Below are 18,850 nucleotides of genomic sequence, written 5' to 3' on the forward strand. Positions count from 1 at the left end.
TTTCGCATGGCGTTGTTCCTTCGTCGCCGATTACGACTTGACGATCGTCGGGTTCTGCACGTTGATGCGCGGACCCGCGTTGTCCCACTGCTCGACGATCAGCGGGTACTTCCACTTCGGATTCGTGCTGCTGATCTGGCCGTTCACGATGTAGCCGTCGAGCGACAGACCCTGAACCGCGAACGAACCGCCCGGGCTCGTCGTGTCGACGTGGTTGTTGATCGCGATCGTGACCGTCTTGCTGATCGGACCCGGCAGCGAGCCGAACCACACGTTGATGCCGCCGCCCTTGCAGTTCGCCGTCGTCGGGCTGTTGATCGTGATGCTCTTGAACACGGCCGAGTTGTCGTTCGGTTCGAAATCGAGACCGCACGCCGGCGCCGTGCCGTTGATGTTCTGCCACACCGGGCTGTTGAACGTGATCGTGTCGCCCGAGATGATCGACACGCCCTGACGGCGGCAGCCGTCGGCCTTGTGGTTGTCGACCGTCAGGTTGTACGTCGGCGTGTTCTTCTTGGTCTGGCTATCGTTGATGTAGATGCCGTCGCCCCACGTGTTGATCGTGGTCGGCGCGACCAGATGCACGTTCGTCGCGCCCATGATCGTGAAGCCCATGCCGTGCTCGCCGCCCGACGCCGAGTTCAGTTCCTTGCTGCCGTCGAGGTACGCGTTTTCGACGATGACGTTGTTCACGTCGACGATACGCATCATCTGATAGATGTCCGCGTTGTGCGCCAGCAGCTTGATCGATGCGCCCGACGCAAAGCGGATGTGGCTGTTCGTGCGCAGCGTGAGACCGGTCGTGTCGATGCGGACCTGGCCGGAGATCAGCAGGATCTGGCCGACCGAACCGTCGATGGCGGCTTGCAGCGCGGCGCGGTCGTTGGTCTTGCCATCGGCCTTCACGCCGAACGACGAAGCGGCGATGGTGCCGGAGGTGTCGGCCGCGGCGGACGTCGAGCTTGCCGGTGCGGCAGGGCTGGCGGGGGTCGCAGCGCTGGCGGGCGTTGCGGCGGAGGCCGAGCTCGCGGGCGTCGCCGTCGAGGCGCCACCGTTGTTCCTTCTTCTCCAGCGATCCGCGACGGAATCCGCTGCGCCGCCGTCGCTGCCGCCGCCGCATGCGGCGAGCACGAACGCGCCGCTGCCCGCGATGAGCGAGGTCAGCAGCTTGCGACGAGTCGCGATACGGGAGGTGTCTGCCTGGTTGTCTGCCTGAGTGATGTTCGGAAGCATTGTCTTTCCAATAGGTCGTACGTTATCGACGGGCGAGCCGGTTCCTGCGACATCGGTCGCACGCAACGTTTCTTTATGGGCAATGAGATGACCGACGCAAATAGAGCAGACGCAAACGATTGCGCCGCCCAGCGCTCGACAGCCGCACACGGCGACTCCGAAAGGCATCTCGGCGAAAAACAGTTCGACTTCGGGATTGAGGAACCAGATATTCCGGAAAACCTGACCATCCCATGCTCGAACGATCCGGGTACGGCCCGTCGAAGCACTGAAGTCTGACGGCAGTAATTACCGTCTTTTATTAATACTACAGATTGCTACAGAGTATTCCTACCCGTTACTTGTAACAGAATGTACGCTTGTAACTATTCCTTTTATTTTTTCATCGCTTTATCGCGGCGTATTTTCTCTTTCATTCTCCTGGGAGTGAAATAAACTACGCCGTTTTGAATGTTAATACCGTAGATGAATAACACCACTTTAATCCGCATTCGATACGATGATTAATATTCATATGAACAATCGATTTTAAGTACACGAACGTTCACGCGACGACCCCGTCCGATGTCCTCGCGGGAGGCCATACAAGGCCTGACGGAGCGCCTTTCGTATGCCGAAACGATCATCAATAGGCTGATTATTTCGCTTCATTTACCGATCATTCCGCGGACAATTCTCATTTACCGGCTTCGATTTACCGTGTTGATGAGATCACATATGCAAAAATTACAAAATGAAAGTGACTTTTTCTCGCTTTCAACTGATCAATCGGATTTTGTAAGTACGGACTGGAAACTTTTTTTCGATTAAAAAGCGAAAGACCCTACGGTGAATACCCCTATCGGGTTTATACCAAGTCACCCTGCTTCTTCCCGTTTTCCCGCATTGGCTGGGCTTCCGGCAGATCTCTAATAATCTGATTAAACAAAATCACCTTATTCAGCAGACAAAATAGGCAGGATCGGAAGTTCTTTCCGTTGCAAAACGGTCCAGTGTTTCATTGCGCACTGAACTCGATGGCCGCAATCCCTAGTCTTGAGGTCGGGTCGAAATCGCCCCGAGCGTCCACGCAACCAAAAAGACACGCTGCAATGAAGACCTTCGATCTGATCAAAAGCGATCTCTACCGCTACAGCGGCGAGTACAGCTTCATGCTCCTCCTCGAGCAACTGGTGTTGAACGAAGGGTTCAACTACATGTTCTGGCTGCGGCTGGCGAGCGCCGCCTCGTCCCGGCCGGTGCGGCTCGTGCTCAACCATGTCATCCGCCTGAAGCAGCGCAGGTTCGGCTTCGTGATCAGCCCGCGCACGAAGATCGGGCCGGGCTTCTATATCAGCCACGTCGGCTCGCTCGTGGTAAATCCGACCGCGGTCATCGGCGCGAACTGCAACATCTCGCAGGGCGTGACGATCGGATCGAATCACGGCAAGGCGGCGACGATCGGCAATAACGTGTATATCGGGCCGAACGTGTGCATCGTCGAGGACGTGACCATCGGCGATAACGTCACGATCGGCGCGGGCAGCGTCGTGACCCGCGACATTCCACCGAACGTGACGGTGGCCGGCTGCCCGGCGCGAATCCTGACGGACGATGCATCGCTGCACCGCGCGGCGCGCTACATCCTGCGTCCCTGGGGAACTCAATCGTCATAGGAAATACCGCTTCCACGCGTTTTCCCTGAAGACAGCACGCGCCGCCATCGGCGTTGCCGGGTGCCTTGGCGAACAGTCGAGGCGCCCGTTTTCGTGCATGCTCGTCACTCTCACGCGAACGCCGCCGGCCTTCGCGCATCCGATCGCATGGCGATTTCGACCCGACATCCGCCACGCGACGAAAAGCTCCAACGCAGGAGGAGTACACGTGCTGAGCACAGCTGTGCAATCGGTAAGACGACGTCTCGGCGGCGTGCATCAGGATCACAAGCGAATCGCGAGAAGCGCGGTCGTCCTGCTGATATTCGTCATCGCCGGGAAATGCATCGGCGCATCGAAGGAAATGGCGATCGCGTATCGCTACGGGATCAGCGGCACCGTCGACGCCTATCAGTTCGCGCTCACGCTCGTCACCTGGCTGCCTTCGATGCTCACGAACGTGCTAGCGGTGCTGCTCGTTCCCGCGCTCGTGTCGCTCAAGGAAGACAAGTCGCAGCGCGACGGCTTTCTCGGCGAGCTCGAAGGCATCGGGCTCGTCATCGGCCTCTCGTCCTCTCTCCTGCTCTGGCTGTTCTGGCCTTATCTCGCGGATGTCATCGCGGGCAGTCTCGCGGAATCGACGCGCGACATGTGCCGGGCGATGATCATCAGCATGACGCCGGTCGGCCTCTTGACCTTCACGATCTGCATTTCTTCCTCGCGCCTTCAGGCTTCGGGCAAGCACATCAATACGTTGCTGGAATGCGTGCCGGCCATCGGCCTCCTGGTCTTCGTGCTCGCCGCGCGCAACAACACGTCGATCACGCCGCTCGTGCTGGGCACGTCGCTCGGCTTCGTGGTGCAGGCCGCGTGGCTGCGGGTGCTCGCCAAACGCGCCGACGCGATGCCGGTGCTGCCACGCGTCTCGGCACGCGCGAAGCAATGGCCGTCGACGATCCGCTCGATGGGCATGCTCACGATCGGCTCGGTCGTGGCGAGTCTCTGGCTTCCTATCGATCAATATTTCATGGCGCAGCAAGGCGACGGCGCCATCGCGACGCTCGGCTACGCGAACCGGCTGCTCTCGCTCGTGCTCAGCATGGGCGCGCTCGCGATCACGCGCGCGACCTTGCCGATCCTCGCGGAGATTCTTCATCGCGGCGATCATGCGCGGGCGCGCAGCACCGCGCTGAAGTGGTCGGGCATCATGACGATGCTCGGTCTCGTCGGCGGCCTCTTCGCTTACGCGCTCGCGCCGTACGTCGTCAAGCTGCTGTTCCAGAAAGGCGCCTTCACGCCCGAGGACACGATCGCGGTCACCACGCTCTTTCGCTACGGGCTTCTGCAGGTGCCGTTCTACTTCGGCATGTGCGTGCTCGTGCAGTTGTTCGCGAGCGAAACGCGCTATCGGGCCATCTCCGTCATTTCGCTGATCGGCTTCGGGACCAAGATCATCGGCAACGTCATTCTCGTGCGTCTGTACGGCGCACAGGGCGTGCTGCTCGCAACCGGCATCGGCGCGATCGCCGTGCTCGCGTGCTACATCTTCTGGACGCGCTTCGCGCCGCCTTTCACCGGTAACGGTCCGACACCCGATACCGCTACGCCCCAATGAAACACGGCCTCCCGAGGGAGGCCGCGCGCTTGCATCATCCTGCTGTCTCTCAGCCCTGCTCGAAGACCCGCCGGAACATCGGCACGAGGAAGCGATTGCCGTATTCGCTCATGTGGTGATAGTCGGAATAGAGCGGCCGGCCGTCGTGCGAGCCCATGCATTTGCCGTCCGGGCACAGGAACGGGCGCGGGTCGAGCAGATGGATGCCGCATTGATCGTGCGCCTGACGCATCGCCTGCAGCAAGCCGCCGTTGCGCTGGGCGTAATCGGACAGCGTGATCGACAGATCCGGCGCGTGCGGGTCCTTCATCTTCTCGCGCGCGAGCATCAGCGGAACGTTGAAGTCGAACTCCGGAATCGGCTCCACCAGATAGACCGGCCGGATCTTCGAGATGCGGCAGACCGTCGACAGCAAGTGCTCGCGATACAACTCGGTCGAGAACGGCGCGGGCGTCTGCGCGGGCTGCTCGGGATTGACGAACGCGAACTCGTCCATGGTCGGGCCCGACCAGTACTGCGACCAGTGATTGGCGATGATCACGGGCGTCTTCGCGGTCTCGTCGCGGCTCAGGATGTCGATGTACTTGCGGTCCTGATCGAAGCAGTCGCCGTTACCGCGACGGATGCCGTAGATCGTCGGACAGCCTTCGATCGTGATGAGCAGGACATCCTCCGGCTTGCCGTTGGGCACCGCATCGACGACCGCTTCGGCGATGGCTTCCGCGTGACTGTCGCCGAGGACCACCACGCGGCTATCCTTCTGCTTGTTCGCGACGTCGCATGGATCGATCATCATGTGACACTTCGTGCGGTGCGGATTCGTGTCGTAGGTCTCGCTATCGGCGATGAACACCGAACGGTCGAAGCGATTCGGCACGCCCTGGCTCGCATAAATGCTGCCGCCGCCGACCGCGAGCAGCAGCGTGAACGCGAGGATCGGACGCAGCGTGATGAACCTCGGGAACGCGCGCGCCTCGCCTTGCGACGCCTTTCTCGTCTTCGACTCGACGAGCGCATACGACAGATATCCCATCGCGAAGCCGCCCGCGATGGCGCCCACGCGCCAGGGCAGCGAGCCGTCCTTGTCGAAGTACGTGAGCGCGACGACGAACGGCCAGTGCCAGAGATAGACCGAATACGAAATCTTGCCGATGAACTGCGCAAGCGGATTGCACGTGAAAATCGAATGCTTGCGCGCCGCGAGCAGCACGAGCGCCGTACCGAGCACCGGCACGAGCGCGAGATAGCCTGGCCACGCGTTGTTTTCGTTGAAGGTCAGCGCGCCGTACACGATCATCGCGAGACCGGCGAATTCGATCGTCCGGCGAACGGACCTGCGCGGCGCAATCGGGAACAGGTACACGAGACCGCCCGCGAGCATCTCCCAGGCGCGCGTCGGCAGCAGGAAGAACGCGGCCGTCGGCCACTTCGTCGGATCGGAGAGATAGACGCACACCGCAAGCGACGCGAGCGCGACGCCGATCAGCGCGATCACCGTCCCGCGTTGCCCGAAGAGCTTGCGCACGAGCAGAATGCCGAGCGGATACAGCAGATAGAACTGCCATTCGACGGAAAGCGACCACGTGTGCAGCAGCCATTTCAGGTGCGAGCGGACATCGAAGTAACCCGCCTCACGCCAATAGACGATATTGGAAAAGAATCCGAGGCTCGATCCCGCCGCCTTGCCGTACGCGCGAAACTCGGAAGGCAGGAACACGAGCCAGCCGAGCACGCCGAGTGCGAAGCAGAGAAACGCGAGCGCCGGAATGATGCGCCGCGCGCGATCGGCGTAGAACTCGAGCACCGAGAATCTGCCCTTCTCCATGCGCCTGAAGATGATGCTCGTCATCAGGTAGCCTGAAATAACGAAGAACACGTCGACGCCGAGAAAGCCGCCCTTGAAGCCGGGAACATCGAAGTGAAAAAGGACGACCGCGAGAATCGCGAACGCGCGCAAGCCGTTTATATCGTTACGGAAATTCATCGCACTTCCCTCTTTGTTCTTATCCCGCGCACGCGCCGGCGCGCTGCAATGGCCATCGCCAATGCAGCGCACCCGCGGTATGCGGTCGTTTTCTAGTGTCTTGTTACCGTCTTCGTACTTCGTTCAAACGAACAGCCCGAACTCCATCTCCGCAAGCCTGCTCTCTTCCGATTGTGTCGCCCGCGCGACTTCCGCCATGGTCGCGGGCTGCACGCCGTAGGTGTCTCTCAGATGCGCATGATGCTTGAGCACCGCTTCGAGCACCGCGAGGTTTTCGGCGAGATTCGCGCCGAAGTTATGCGGATGCCACCACAAGTGAAACGAACGTCCGGTGCGCGCCGCCGAAGTCATCGACTGCTTGATCCGATGGATGCGCAGCCATTCGAGCGCTCGCTTGTTGCGCGCATACGGACGCAGGAAGCGGCTGGAGCGCACATCGACGAGCCCGCGCGAAGGGCGCGGATCGAAGGCGTGATCGCCCGAGAGATTGACATAGGCATCGGCGAGACGCGCGGCGCGGCGCAGCGCGGCTTCGTCGGCGCGCGATGTTTCGCGATACATCCAGTTGCGCTCGGTGCCCCGGTACGCGATCAGCCCCTCCTGAGCGCACACCGATAGATACGCGTTGTTCACCTGATTGCGCGGAAACACGATGCTCGCGGGCGGATCGGCGAGACGCCGGATCGCCGCGACGGACGCGTGCATGTCGGCGGCGAATTGCGCCTTGTCCTGCCCCGCTTCGAGGCAGTAGTAATGACAGAACGTGTGACTCGCGAGCTCGCTGCCTTCCGTATCGACGATCTGCCGCGCGAGCGACAGGCCGTAATGGTACGGATCGCTTTTTTCGTCCGCGCCGATCGAATCGAGATAACCGTTCGTGTAAGGGCTCAGCTTCGCATCGGTATAGGTCGGCCGGACATCGGGCAGATTCGCGAGCAGGTCCTTCTTGTTATCGAAGAGCAGCATGCCGACGGTCGCCCACGTCGCCTTCACGCGATACTTCGTGAACATCGCGAGCATGGCCGGAATCGCCTCGCGCACGCCGAGGATGTTCTTGCCGTATGTAGCGATCGAGCGATGGTCGCGCACGCCCCACATCAATTCGAAATCGAGTGAAATCAGGAAGTAGGACATCGTCGTCAGGGCATCAGGAAGTAGTGATAGACGCCTTCGAAATAACTCTTCGTTGCGTCGGCGGCGACCGCCACGAACACGCCGAAGGTGATGACGAGAACGGCCGCGTTCTTGAACTTGATCTCCGGCGCGAGGAACGGCAGGAGCAAGGGCACGCAATACCAGACGCGGCCTTTCGCGAACGGAAACACGAAGAACGCGACGACGAGATACACGAACAGGCCGAAATGCATGATCGACAGACGCGTGTAGTTGATCTCGCGCTTCGTTTCAGGCGAGCGCCACGACGAGTACAGCACCATGATCGACGCCATCGTGTAGAAGAACAGCAGCGCCAGCAGCTTGATCGTGAAGTTTTCCTGATAACCGGTGTATTCGTCGATGCGGCGTCCGCCGTAGGTCGCGAACAGGAACTTCGCCGCCGACGCCAGCACGATCGCCGTCACGCTGACCACGATGAGCGAGCGCTTCTTCTCGCCGCCGAACCCCGCGGCGAGGAGCAGCGCGGTCGGCACCGCGAAGGTCGTATGCACGAAGCTCGCGAGACCCATGCCGAGCGTCGGGCGGTTGAAGCGGCAGGCGAACAGCATCGCGATCGCGAGTCCGAAGCCCTGGCGAATCTGGAACAGTCCGACGGTCGCGAGCGCGTAGGGAATGACGAGCCACAAGAGCAGGCCGATCAGCGGCCGCCGCGTCTGCAGCAGCGAATACATCACGATCAGGTTGAGCAGCACCACCGTCGTGCGAATGCCGCCTTCGGGCGTCACGCCGAACGCGTTGAGCAGAATCACCCACGAGCGCCAGCCGAGCTCTTCGGTGATGAGGCTGATGAGAAAGCCCATGTCCGACTCGCGGTTCTGATAGAACTGCACGAGCCAGTGCCAGTCCGTCGAGCGGAAGTACTGGATGTACGCTTCCTGGTCGAAGATCAGCCCGACGCTGCGCTCGCGGAACGCGACGATCGAAATCGCGGCGGTCGCCAGCACCAGGAACGCCCATCCGGAGGGCGTCATGAAGTACGCGAATCCGCGTATCCGCTTCGCGGGTGCGGCTTGCTGCGCGGTGTTGTCCATTGTCGTTGATTGCATCGTATTGGCCTTGTTCCGCTTTAGTTATTGTCCTTGGGCGCGGGCTGTCATGGCACGAGCCTCAGGTTGGTGACGACGATCTTCGGTCCCGCCTTGTCGTAATCGATGCTCTCGACGGTGGAAAGCCGCGGGCTGACCCACGTCGGCGAATGGCTGGCGATCTGCCCGGATACCTTGCGCCCGTTCAGCTTGAGCGCCGACACGGCAAACGCCGCATCGCTCGCGCCTTCGTCGCGATGATTCGTGATGCCGATATCGATATGCTTGGGCATCGGCCCGACGATCTCCTCCAGCCAGACGATGATGCCGTACCGGCACTTGCGCGTCGTCGGATTGACGATGCGGATGTTCTCCAGAATGTCCGCGTTGCTGTTCGGCTCCGCGTCCAGCCCCGCTTCCGGCTGCGTGCCGCCGATGTTCTCCCACAGCGGATTTTCGAACACGATATTGCGTCCGCTGATGATCGACACGCCCTGTCTGCGGCAGCGGTCCGCATGATGATTCACCACGCGAATGCCGCTGCTGTACTTGTATCCGACGTTGTAGCTGTTCGCGATATAGATGCCGTCGCCCCAGCATCCGACCGTCTTCGGCGAGATGAGCGTCACCTCGGTGCTGCCCGCGATCGAAAAGCCCATGCCGTGGCCGTTCTCGCGCAGCTCCGGCTTGGCGGCGTTCAGCTCCTTGCTGCCGTCGAGCACCGCGTTCTCGACGAGCACGTTGTTCACATCCCAGATGCGGAAGATCGAATAGAACGACGTGTCGTGCGGCAACAGCTTGATCGACGCGCCCGGCGCGAAGCGCACGTGACTGTTGCGACGCAGATCGAGCCCCTTCTCGTCGATGCGGCACCGGCCCGTGATCAACAGCGTCTGATCGACGGAACGGTCGATGGCCGTTTGCAGCGCGACGCGGTCGTTGGTCTTGCCATCGCCCTTCACGCCGAACGACTTGTCGGTGACGACGTCGCGCCGCTCGGCCGCGCGCGCGTTCAGGCCGAGCGCGCCCGACCCACCGGCCACGGCGCCCATCAGCAGCGAGTGGATCACGCGTCGCCGGTCGACCATTACGCTTTCTCTCCCGTGATCGTGCGCCGATACGCCGTGCTCTTGCTTTCGTCGCCACGCGAGCGCGCGCCGAGTTGCGCGAAGATGGCGTCCCACTGGCGCAGAATCGCCGGCGACGAGTAGCGTTGCCGCACCGAAGCCGCCGCCTTGCGTCCGAGTTCGATGCGCAGCGCTTCGTCCGACATCACGCGCCGCAGCGCGTCGATCAGCGCGGCCTTGTCGCCGGGCGGCACGAGCACGCCGTCCTGACCATCGCGCGTCAGTTCGCGCGGGCCGCTCTTGCAGTCGAACGCGACGGTCGCAAGTCCGAGCGCCATGCCTTCGAGCATCGCCATCGGCAGACCTTCATAACGCGACGACAGCACGAACGTATCCGAGCGCGCCATTTCTTCCCAAGGACTCGTGGTCTTGCCCGGCATCAGCACGCGCTCGCCCATCTGCAATTGCGCGACCTGCGCTTCGAGCACCGCGCGTTCCGGGCCTTCGCCCCAGATCCACAGGTCCCAGTCGGGAAACTCGGGCGCGAGCGTCGCGAACACGTCGATCAGCAAGTCGAACTGCTTCTGTGTGTTGAGACGCCCCACCGCGACGAGCCGCTTGCGCGCGCTCTTTTCGACGGTCTCGGGCTGCAACAGCAACAGCTCGTCCGGCAGCGGATTGGGCACCACTTCGATGCGCTTCACCCGCGGCACCATCTTTCTGAACGATGCTTCCATGTTGTCCGTGAGCAGCGTCAGCAGATCCGCGCTCGGATAGACGAAGCGGCACATCTGACTCATGAGCTGCGAGCGGCCATCGGCGGAAGGGTCGATGTGCTCGCACGCGATCACCGGAACGCCCATCCCGCGCGTGGCGAGAATCGTCGTGATGTTCACGTTCGAGAGGAACGACACGACGACATCCGGCGCGCTCTCGCGGATCAGCCCGCGCAATGCCCGAAAGCGCGCGGGATATTGCAGCATGCGCGCGCCGGCCTTCACGCGATCGGCGAGAAAGATGCAGCGCACGTTTTCGGCGAGCGGATAGAAGCACGCGCCGCGGCCGCTGTACGTGATCACGAGCGTCACGGTGTCGCCGCGCTGCGCCCATGCATTGACGAGCGAAGCCGCGACGCGCTCGGCGCCGCCGCTTCCCATCGAACTGACGACGAGCATGATTTTCATCGTCGGCTCCTTATCGCTCGGCAACCGGCACGCGCAGGTCCGCGCGCAGCGGAACCTTCACGCCCGACTCTTCGAACACTTCCTGCCACAGCGCGATGGTCTTAGGCAGCGCGAAAGTGTCGTTGACCGAGGTCGCGCACAACGCCATGCGATGACGTTCGGCGTCGTCCCGCATCAGCGTTTCGAGCGACTTCGCGAGCGCGCTTGCATCGCCGACGGGATTCACGAGCAGGCCGTTCATGCCGTGCGTGACGATCACGCGCGGCCCGGAATCGCAGTCGTAGCTCACGGCCGCGCAGCCGCTCGCCATCGCTTCGACGAGCGTCATCGAAAAGCCTTCGAAGTGCGAGCTCAGCACGTAGAGATCCGCGCGTTCGTACCAGTCCGCGACGTTGCCCGCGCGACCCGGCAGAAACACGCGGCCGTGCAGCTTCGCCTCCTCGACGCGCCGTTCGAGGCTCGCACGCGCAAGACCTTCGCCGACGATCACGAGGTCCCATTGCGGCAGCGAGCCGGCGATTTTCCTGAACGCGTCGATGAGACTGTCGAAGCCCTTTTCCGGCGACAGCCGGCCGACCGCGAGCAACACACGCCGCTCGTCACCGACGACGCTGCGCGGTTCGATCATCGGATTCGTTCTCGCGATCGGCAGCGTGAACGGCGGCGGAATCACTTTCACGTCGGTGCAGCGGCAATGCGTTTCGATCCATTCGCGGGTTTCGTCGGTGAGCGCGACGACCTTGTCCGCGAAGCGATACGTGAGAAGCCGCAGACGTTCCCAGAACGGCGTGAGCGGCGCTCTCGGCGGATGCGTGTGCTCGCTCGCGATGATCTTGTACGGCAGGCCGATGCCCGCGAGCACTGCGAGCACGTTGGCAGTCGCCATGACGCCGAGCGCGACCGTCGGCTTCGTCTCGCGCAGCACCTTGCGGAAGGCGAGCACGCGCTTCAGGTTCGACAGCGCCGTGCGCAGCACGCCGCCGCCTTCGACGCCGCCCGCAAGCCCCAGCTCGATGCGCTTCACGCCCGGATGGAACGGATAGACGTCGCCTTCACCGGCTGTCAGCGTGACGACGGTCACTTCCCAGCCGAGCGCCGCCCACTCGTTCGCGAGATTGGCGGTGACACGCTCCGCGCCGCCGCCGTGCATCGAGTAGATGAAAACGACGATCTTCATGCGGTCCTCGTCGCCATTTCGGCTTCGACCGGCTCCAGCCGCCGTCCGGAAAGGAAGCGGATGTACCAGGGCATCGCGATCGCGAGACCGTCGGCGAGCGCAATGGCGTTCGCGTAGCCGAGCAGTTGCGCGGCCTTGTCGACGTTGGCCTGCGAATGACGCACGTCGCCGGCGCGAAACGGCGCGTACACCGGGCTGCCGTCGTTCAGCACGCCGTTCTCGGCGAGCACGCGCTTCAGGCCGTCATAGAGCTGATTGAGCGTCGTGCGATCGCCGACCGCGACGTTGTAGACCTGGTTGCGCGCCTCGTCATCGGACAGCGCCGCGAGGATGTTCATCTGCACGACGTTGTCGATGAAGCAGAAATCGCGGCTCGTTTCGCCGTCGCCGTTGATGGTCACCTGCTCGTCGTCGATGAGCGCGGCGGTCCACTTCGGAATCACGGCCGCATATGCGCCGTCCGGGTCCTGGCGCTTGCCGAACACGTTGAAGTAACGCAGGCCGATCGCGTTCAGGCCATACGTGCGCGCGAATACCGATGCGTACAGTTCGTTCGCATACTTCGTCACCGCGTAGGGCGAAAGCGGCTGGCCGATGCGATCCTCGACTTTCGGCAGACCCGGATGATCGCCGTAGGTCGAGCTCGACGCCGCGTAGGTGAAGCTTTCCACCTTCGCGTCGCGCGCGGCGACCAGCATGTTCAGAAAGCCGCTGATGTTCACTTCGTGCGTCGTGATCGGGTCGTTCACCGAACGCGGCACCGAGCCGAGCGCCGCTTCGTGCAGCACGTGGGCGGCGCCCTTCACCGCGGCGCGGCAATCGTCGAGATTGCGGATGTCGCCTTCGATGAAGCTGAAACGGTCCCATTGCGCGGGCGTCACGAGCGAGCGCACTTCGTCCAGATTGCGCTGATGACCCGTCGCGAAGTTGTCGAGCCCGACCACTTCCTGGTCGAGCTTCAGGAGCGCTTCGAGCAAATTCGAGCCGATGAACCCGGCGACGCCGGTGATCAGCCACTTGCGCGGCGTGCGCGTCAGTTGCTGGCGGATCGATTCGTAACGATCAGACATGAAAGTCTCCAAGATTACCGACGGGCGCGGCGTGTTCGCGGCGCTCGCCTTCTATCGCGATCGAGGGCACCAGCTCGCGATACACGGCCAGCGTCTTCTCGATGACGATGCGTTCGTCGAAATTCTTCAGTGCCTTTTCCCGCGCGGCGAGGCCCAGCTTTCTCGCGAGCGCGCGGTCATCGTCGAGCTGGCGGATCGCGTCGGCGAGCGCGCCGGCATTACGCACCGGCACCTGCAAGCCATCCACGCCCGACTCGCTGACCACTTCGCGGCAGCCCGGCGCATCCGTCGTGATCAGCGGCAGCGCGCAGCCGGCCGCCTCGATCAACGCTTTCGGCAAGCCTTCGCGATAGCTCGGCAGCACCATCACATCCACTTCGGCGAAAAGCTTCGGCATGTCGCTCACATGACCGAGCCATTCGACGAGCCCTTCCTTCACCCAGCCCTGCACCATCGCCGTGCTCACCGACGCCGGATTGCCGTCATCGGGCGAACCCGCGAGGAGGAAGCGCACGGTGCGATTCTCGCGCCGCAGCATGCGCGCCGCCTCCACATATTCCTCGATGCCCTTGTCCCACACGAGCCGCGCCGCCAGCAGGATGCGCAGCGGCTTGACCGCGTCCTCGGGCGACTCCTCGCGCACCTTGAAGCGCGTCAGATCGACGCCCGATCCCTTGATGAGGCGGATCCCCTTCGATTCGACGATGCGCGCGGCTTCGAACAGCTTGATGTCGTCCGGATTCTGCAGGACGAGAATGCTGTCGCGGCCGTTCAGCGCCGTGCGCATCACCTGGCGTACGACCGGCTTCAGGATACGCGCCTTGAGGTCGCGGCTCGTGAAGACGTAGCCCATGCCCGCGACCGCGTTCACCCGCGCGGGGACGCCGGCGAGCTTGCTCGCGAACGAGCCGTACACCGCGCTCTTGATCGTGAAGCCATGCACGAGCTGCGGCTTTTCGCGCCGGAAGAAGCGCGCGAGCCACAGCACGAGCGCCAGTTCGCGAAGCGGATTCAGGCTGCGACGGTTCATCGGCACCGCGTGCCAGCGAAAACCGAGATCGCGCAGCTTCGGGCCGTATTCGCCGTCCGGTGATAACAGAATGACTTCGAAACCCGCATCGCGCAGTTTGCGAGCGAACGAAAGGCGAAAGTTAAATAGATACCAATCGGTGTTGGCGTACAGAACTACCTTGGGCATCTTCATTGCGAACTCCGAAGGTCCGGTTGACATCGCCGCGGGCAACCCCCGAATTTTCGGGAGCCGAACCGCGGCGATGTTGTGCGACGGCCTGCATCGGCTGAACCCGATGCCACCGAGCCTTAGAGACGCATGTCGCTCGCCTCGGGCGGCAGGATGTACTTGAGGTCGCACAGCACGTGCTTCGCCTTGCCGTAAGCGTGGATACCGTCCGCGCCTTCATCGGCGAACTGGCGGTGCGCCACGGCGAGCACGATCGCGTCGTAGACGCCCTTCGCCGGCTGGTCGATCGGATCGATGCCGTACTCGTGATGCGCCTCTTCCTTCGACACCCACGGGTCGTACACGTCAACCTGGACGCCGTATTCCTTGAGGTCGGCGATGATGTCGACCACGCGCGTGTTGCGCAGGTCCGGGCAGTTCTCCTTGAAGGTGAGGCCCATGATCAGCACGCGCGCGCCCGAGATGGCGATTTCGCGCTTGGTCATCGTCTTCACGAGTTGCGAGACGACGTAGTTGCCCATGCTGTCGTTCAGACGGCGCCCGGCGAGAATGATCTCCGGGTGATAGCCGATCGCCTGCGCCTTGTGCGTCAGGTAATACGGGTCCACACCGATGCAGTGGCCGCCGACGAGGCCCGGGCGGAACGGGATGAAGTTCCACTTCGTGCCGGCCGCGAGCAGCACCGATTCGGTATCGATATTCATCTTGTTGAAGATGATCGAGAGTTCGTTGATGAGCGCGATGTTGACGTCGCGCTGCGTGTTCTCGATCACCTTGGCCGCCTCGGCGACACGGATGCTGCTCGCCTTGTGCGTGCCCGCGGTGATTATCCCGCGATACAGCTCATCGACGAAATCGGCCACTTCGGGCGTCGAGCCGGACGTGACCTTCTTGATGTCCGGCAGACGGTGCGACTTGTCGCCCGGATTGATCCGCTCGGGGCTGTAGCCCACGAAGAAGTCTTCGTTGAACTTCAGGCCCGACATCTTTTCGAGCACGGGCACGCATTCTTCCTCGGTCGCGCCGGGATAAACCGTCGATTCATAGATGACGACATCGCCCTTCTTCAGCACGCTGCCGATGGTCGTGGACGCACCGATCAGCGGCGAGAGGTCCGGACGCTTGTAGTGATCGATCGGCGTCGGCACGGTGGCGATGAAGACCGTGCAGCTACGCAGATCTTCGACTTCGGCGCTGTACTGCATCAACGTCGCGGAGGCCAGCTCGGCATCGTCGACTTCGAGCGTCACATCGCGGCCTTCCTTCAACGCGTTGATGCGTGCGCGGTTGATATCGAAGCCCACGACAGGATGACGCTTGCCAAATTCGACGGCTAGCGGCAGGCCGACATAGCCCAGGCCCACGATGCCGAGTTTCAACTCTTGCGGCGAGAACATATTCACTTCTCCTCGTTATACGACTCAGGACGTTTATTTAGTACTACTTTTTGATTCGGGGTCCAGCACGAGTGTATGCCGGATGAGTCAGGCTCTAGTCTTCGTTGTCGGCCTTGTAGGCAGCGTAGGCGTAGCCGCCGTACTGACGCGCCTGGGCGTAGTTGCCGTAATGCACCTTGAAGCCGTTGAGCAGCACGCCGGTCACGCTTGCGCCCGACTGTTCGAGCCGCTTCACGGACTCCGAGATTTCCCCGGAGCGCGTATCCCCATAACGCGCAACCAGGAAGATCGAACCCGCGACGGGCGCCATGATCGCCGTGTCCGACACCGCCAGGATGGCCGGTGCGTCGAGCAGCACGATGTCGTAGTCCTCCGAAGCGCGGCTCACCGATTCCGTGAACGCGTTCGACAGAAGCAGCTCGGCCGGGTCCGGCGGATAGAAGCCGCACTGCACGAAGTCGAGGTTGTTCAGCACCGAGCGATGCACGGTTTCTTCGAGCGTGCTGGAGCCGTTGACGATATCCACGAGCCCCTTGCCGCGCGGCAGGCCGAAGTACTGGTTCAGGTGGCCGCGGCGCAGGTCGCAATCGACGAGCAGCACGCGCTTGCCGCCAGCGGCCAGGAGCGTCGCCAGATTCGCCGACACGAACGACTTGCCGATACCCGGCAGCGGACCCGCCAGCATCACCACGTTGTTCGGCGCATCCATCAGCGCATAGTGCAGGGACGAGCGCATCATGCGCAGGCCTTCCACAGCCGGGTCCGTCGGATAACGCGAGGCGAGCGCGAGCTGTTCCGGCCGCTTGTCCGCGATACGCTTCGCGAGTTCCTTCTGACGTTCGCTGTCCGGAATGGTCGCGAACACCGAAAGGCCCGTCTTCGATTCCAGTTCCTTCGGATCGAGCACGCCCTTGAACAGGAAGTCGCGAGCGAAAGCCAGCACGATGCCGATGAACAGTCCGATACCTGCCGCGATCACGAGCACCAGCGCCTTGACCGGCTTGACGGGACGCTCGGGCACTTCGGCGCGGTCGAGCAGTTCCACGGTCGGCACGCGGCCAGCCCGGATGAGGCGCATCGTTTCGATGTTGTTGCGCAACGCCGAATAGACATCGGTGCTCACACGCACGTCGCGTTGCAGGCGAAGCGCGCCCTGCTCGGCCGCCGGCATCGCCTTGACGCGCGCCGCGAGGTCGTTGATGTACTTCTCGGTCGCCGCGATCTGCTGATCGATCACCACCACGCTCGGATGCGACGGCGAGAAGTGAACGGCCAGGTCCGAACGGCGGCGCTTCAGGTCGAGCAACTGAGCGTCCGCCTGCGAAGCCTGCTGCATGACGATGCGGCCTTCTTCGTCCGGATTGAACATCGTCCGGCTGTTGCGATACGCGTTGTAGTTGTCCTCGGCCGATTCCATCTGACGTTTGGCGTCGGGAAGCTGCTGCTCGAGATATTCGAGCGACTTCTCGGCGTTGATCCCGCGACGATCGGCGTTCTGCCGGATGTACATCTGCGAGAGTTCGTTGATGGTCGCCGCGACGAGCACCGGGTCCTTGCCTTCCAGCGACGTGCTGATCACGCCCGACTTGTTGCCCTGCTCGGCGATCGTCAGCGAGTTCTGCAGGCGATTGATGGCCGACACGCGCGAATTACGGGTGAGATCGAACTCGACGCCCTTTTCGCCATGAATGAAACCGACGAGCAGCGAGATCGGGCCTGCTTCCGTGTCGAAGCGCTGCACGGTGCCGGTCTGACCGCCGACGCCCGTTTCGATGCCCGGGCCGCGAACCTGATACTGACCGTTGCCGAGATAGCGCAGCGTGTATTCCTTGCCTTCGAACTTCTTCGGCACGTCGAACGCGGACACGTCGATCGATTCGGCGCCCCACGCGTAACCGCCGCGACCGAACAGACCCGGCGTGGACGTTTCGTCGGTGGTGCGCGCGATCATCCCGCCGATGAGCGGAAAGCGATGCGGCGCGGCCTGGATATACAGCTTGAGTGCATCGACGACGGGACCGAGCACGAACTTCGAACCGATGACCTGGATCTCGCCTTCGGCCGTCGCCCGCTGGTCGAACATCGAGGCCGCGGTCCTCACCATGTCGCGTGAGTCGGTCGGCGGCGCGCTGCTCGAGTCGTCGACTCGAACGAGCATGCCTGCCTGATAAATCGGTGCGGAGAAATACGCGTACACCACCCCGATGCTGAAGACGACCGCCACGGTCGTCGCGATCATCTTCCAGTGACGGCCCAGCGTTTCGAGAATCGACGTGAGCTCGATCTCTTTGTCGGTCTCGGCCGTTACGGCTGACGCCTGATTTTTAACTTTCATGGAACGTCTCGTTACAGGCTCTTATGGGACCGGCGCGCGGTATGCGCACCGGATGCGGATCGAAACACTTGCAGCGCACCCAAAAGGGCGCAAACACCATTTCCTTATTCTTGAATTCAGGCCGGCATTCAGGGCCGTTAATATCCCGCCCCGGCATTGCAGTCGTATTGAAACACACGACTCAAAAAAAGAGAAATTCCCACAGACGATTTTTGTTGTTTATCGAACCTTTCAACGCGACCGAGTGTTCTATATCCCACTTTTAAGAATTTATTTAGTATGCGGGCCATTTGAGCAAATCGGAAATTATCACAACGGGTCTTGTTGTATGCGCGGCACCGCACATATAATTGCTTTTAATCGAACTGCTAATTTTATGAAGAAAGCCGGTTTAGCCGGAGTTCGATTTCCGGACATTTTTTCGCCTACCGGCGGGCCCTCTTCCGGCCTATGCTAGGCATAGAGACGGCCCCAGGCGCCCCCTCCGTGGCAAAACGTACCGACCCCTCAAAAATCTGCGTGCGAAGGTGGGCTTGCGCACCGACTACGCGCGATTCTTTTAAAACGGATTTTAAGTCCTTTATATGAAAATCGTGTTTTTATGGGATATTAAAATCGCGTTTGTATGAATAATCGGGGGAAGTCCCAATATAATCCCGGTAGGCTCGGTTTCACACATTAAAGCGCCATAAATGCGTGGACAATGACAGGGGTTGTACCTACCATACGCTTTCGGGTTTTGATATTCGAAA

General features: G+C 61.9%; 13 protein-coding genes. 2 read left to right on the forward strand and 11 right to left on the reverse strand.

Annotated features, from left to right (window positions below):
* Window positions 1-30 precede the first annotated feature (30 nt).
* Window positions 31-1,233, reverse strand: a complete 1,203-nt coding sequence (locus tag QCE73_RS18985) for a hypothetical protein (RefSeq protein WP_309883014.1) — start codon at window positions 1,231-1,233, stop codon at window positions 31-33.
* A gap of 1,091 nt (window positions 1,234-2,324) precedes the next feature.
* Between QCE73_RS18985 and QCE73_RS18990 the strand changes: the two genes are divergently transcribed.
* Together QCE73_RS18990 and murJ are read left to right on the forward strand one after the other, a co-directional pair.
* Window positions 2,325-2,888 carry a serine O-acetyltransferase gene (locus QCE73_RS18990; RefSeq protein ID WP_035500343.1) on the forward strand — a complete coding sequence of 188 codons (564 nt, stop codon included), beginning with the start codon at window positions 2,325-2,327 and terminating at the stop codon, window positions 2,886-2,888.
* 208 nt (window positions 2,889-3,096) lie between these two features.
* Window positions 3,097-4,482, forward strand: coding sequence for a lipid II flippase MurJ (gene murJ / locus QCE73_RS18995; RefSeq protein ID WP_309883016.1), 1,386 nt, complete (start codon window positions 3,097-3,099; stop codon window positions 4,480-4,482).
* 49 nt (window positions 4,483-4,531) lie between these two features.
* On the opposite strand, the gene QCE73_RS19000 is transcribed toward murJ, so the two are convergent.
* The 10 genes from QCE73_RS19000 to QCE73_RS19045 all read right to left on the reverse strand — a co-directional run bounded on the left by QCE73_RS19000 (window position 4,532) and on the right by QCE73_RS19045 (window position 18,098).
* Window positions 4,532-6,466: an acyltransferase family protein gene (locus QCE73_RS19000; protein WP_309883018.1), complete on the reverse strand. Its 1,935-nt coding sequence runs from the start codon at window positions 6,464-6,466 to the stop codon at window positions 4,532-4,534.
* A 123-nt stretch (window positions 6,467-6,589) separates the two neighbouring features.
* Complete coding sequence (locus QCE73_RS19005) at window positions 6,590-7,600, reverse strand: polysaccharide deacetylase family protein (protein WP_309883019.1); 1,011 nt, start codon at window positions 7,598-7,600, stop codon at window positions 6,590-6,592.
* A 5-nt stretch (window positions 7,601-7,605) separates the two neighbouring features.
* Entirely contained in the window at window positions 7,606-8,688 is a 1,083-nt protein-coding gene (locus tag QCE73_RS19010; RefSeq protein ID WP_309883021.1) for a hypothetical protein, read from the reverse strand.
* A 47-nt stretch (window positions 8,689-8,735) separates the two neighbouring features.
* Complete coding sequence (locus QCE73_RS19015; protein WP_035500336.1) at window positions 8,736-9,755, reverse strand: hypothetical protein; 1,020 nt, start codon at window positions 9,753-9,755, stop codon at window positions 8,736-8,738.
* The gene (locus QCE73_RS19020; RefSeq protein WP_309883023.1) at window positions 9,755-10,918 is read right to left on the reverse strand and encodes a glycosyltransferase family 4 protein; all 1,164 of its coding nucleotides are present in this window, start codon (window positions 10,916-10,918) and stop codon (window positions 9,755-9,757) included. The genes QCE73_RS19015 and QCE73_RS19020 overlap by 1 nt, the downstream gene beginning before the upstream one ends.
* Window positions 10,919-10,928: 10 nt before the next feature.
* Window positions 10,929-12,095, reverse strand: a complete 1,167-nt coding sequence (locus tag QCE73_RS19025) for a glycosyltransferase family 4 protein (RefSeq protein WP_035500335.1) — start codon at window positions 12,093-12,095, stop codon at window positions 10,929-10,931.
* Window positions 12,092-13,165 (reverse strand): SDR family oxidoreductase, encoded by a 1,074-nt coding sequence (locus QCE73_RS19030; RefSeq protein ID WP_309883025.1) that lies wholly within the window; start codon window positions 13,163-13,165, stop codon window positions 12,092-12,094. The genes QCE73_RS19025 and QCE73_RS19030 overlap by 4 nt, the downstream gene beginning before the upstream one ends.
* Window positions 13,158-14,369 (reverse strand): glycosyltransferase family 4 protein, encoded by a 1,212-nt coding sequence (locus QCE73_RS19035; RefSeq protein WP_035500332.1) that lies wholly within the window; start codon window positions 14,367-14,369, stop codon window positions 13,158-13,160. The genes QCE73_RS19030 and QCE73_RS19035 overlap by 8 nt, the downstream gene beginning before the upstream one ends.
* Window positions 14,370-14,485: 116 nt before the next feature.
* The gene (gene tviB / locus QCE73_RS19040) at window positions 14,486-15,763 is read right to left on the reverse strand and encodes a Vi polysaccharide biosynthesis UDP-N-acetylglucosamine C-6 dehydrogenase TviB (RefSeq protein ID WP_035500331.1); all 1,278 of its coding nucleotides are present in this window, start codon (window positions 15,761-15,763) and stop codon (window positions 14,486-14,488) included.
* A gap of 94 nt (window positions 15,764-15,857) precedes the next feature.
* Complete coding sequence (locus QCE73_RS19045; RefSeq protein WP_035500330.1) at window positions 15,858-18,098, reverse strand: polysaccharide biosynthesis tyrosine autokinase; 2,241 nt, start codon at window positions 18,096-18,098, stop codon at window positions 15,858-15,860.
* Window positions 18,099-18,850 lie beyond the last annotated feature (752 nt).

It is taken from the genome of Caballeronia sp. LZ029, from assembly GCF_031451275.1.
GTDB lineage: Bacteria > Pseudomonadota > Gammaproteobacteria > Burkholderiales > Burkholderiaceae > Caballeronia > Caballeronia jiangsuensis.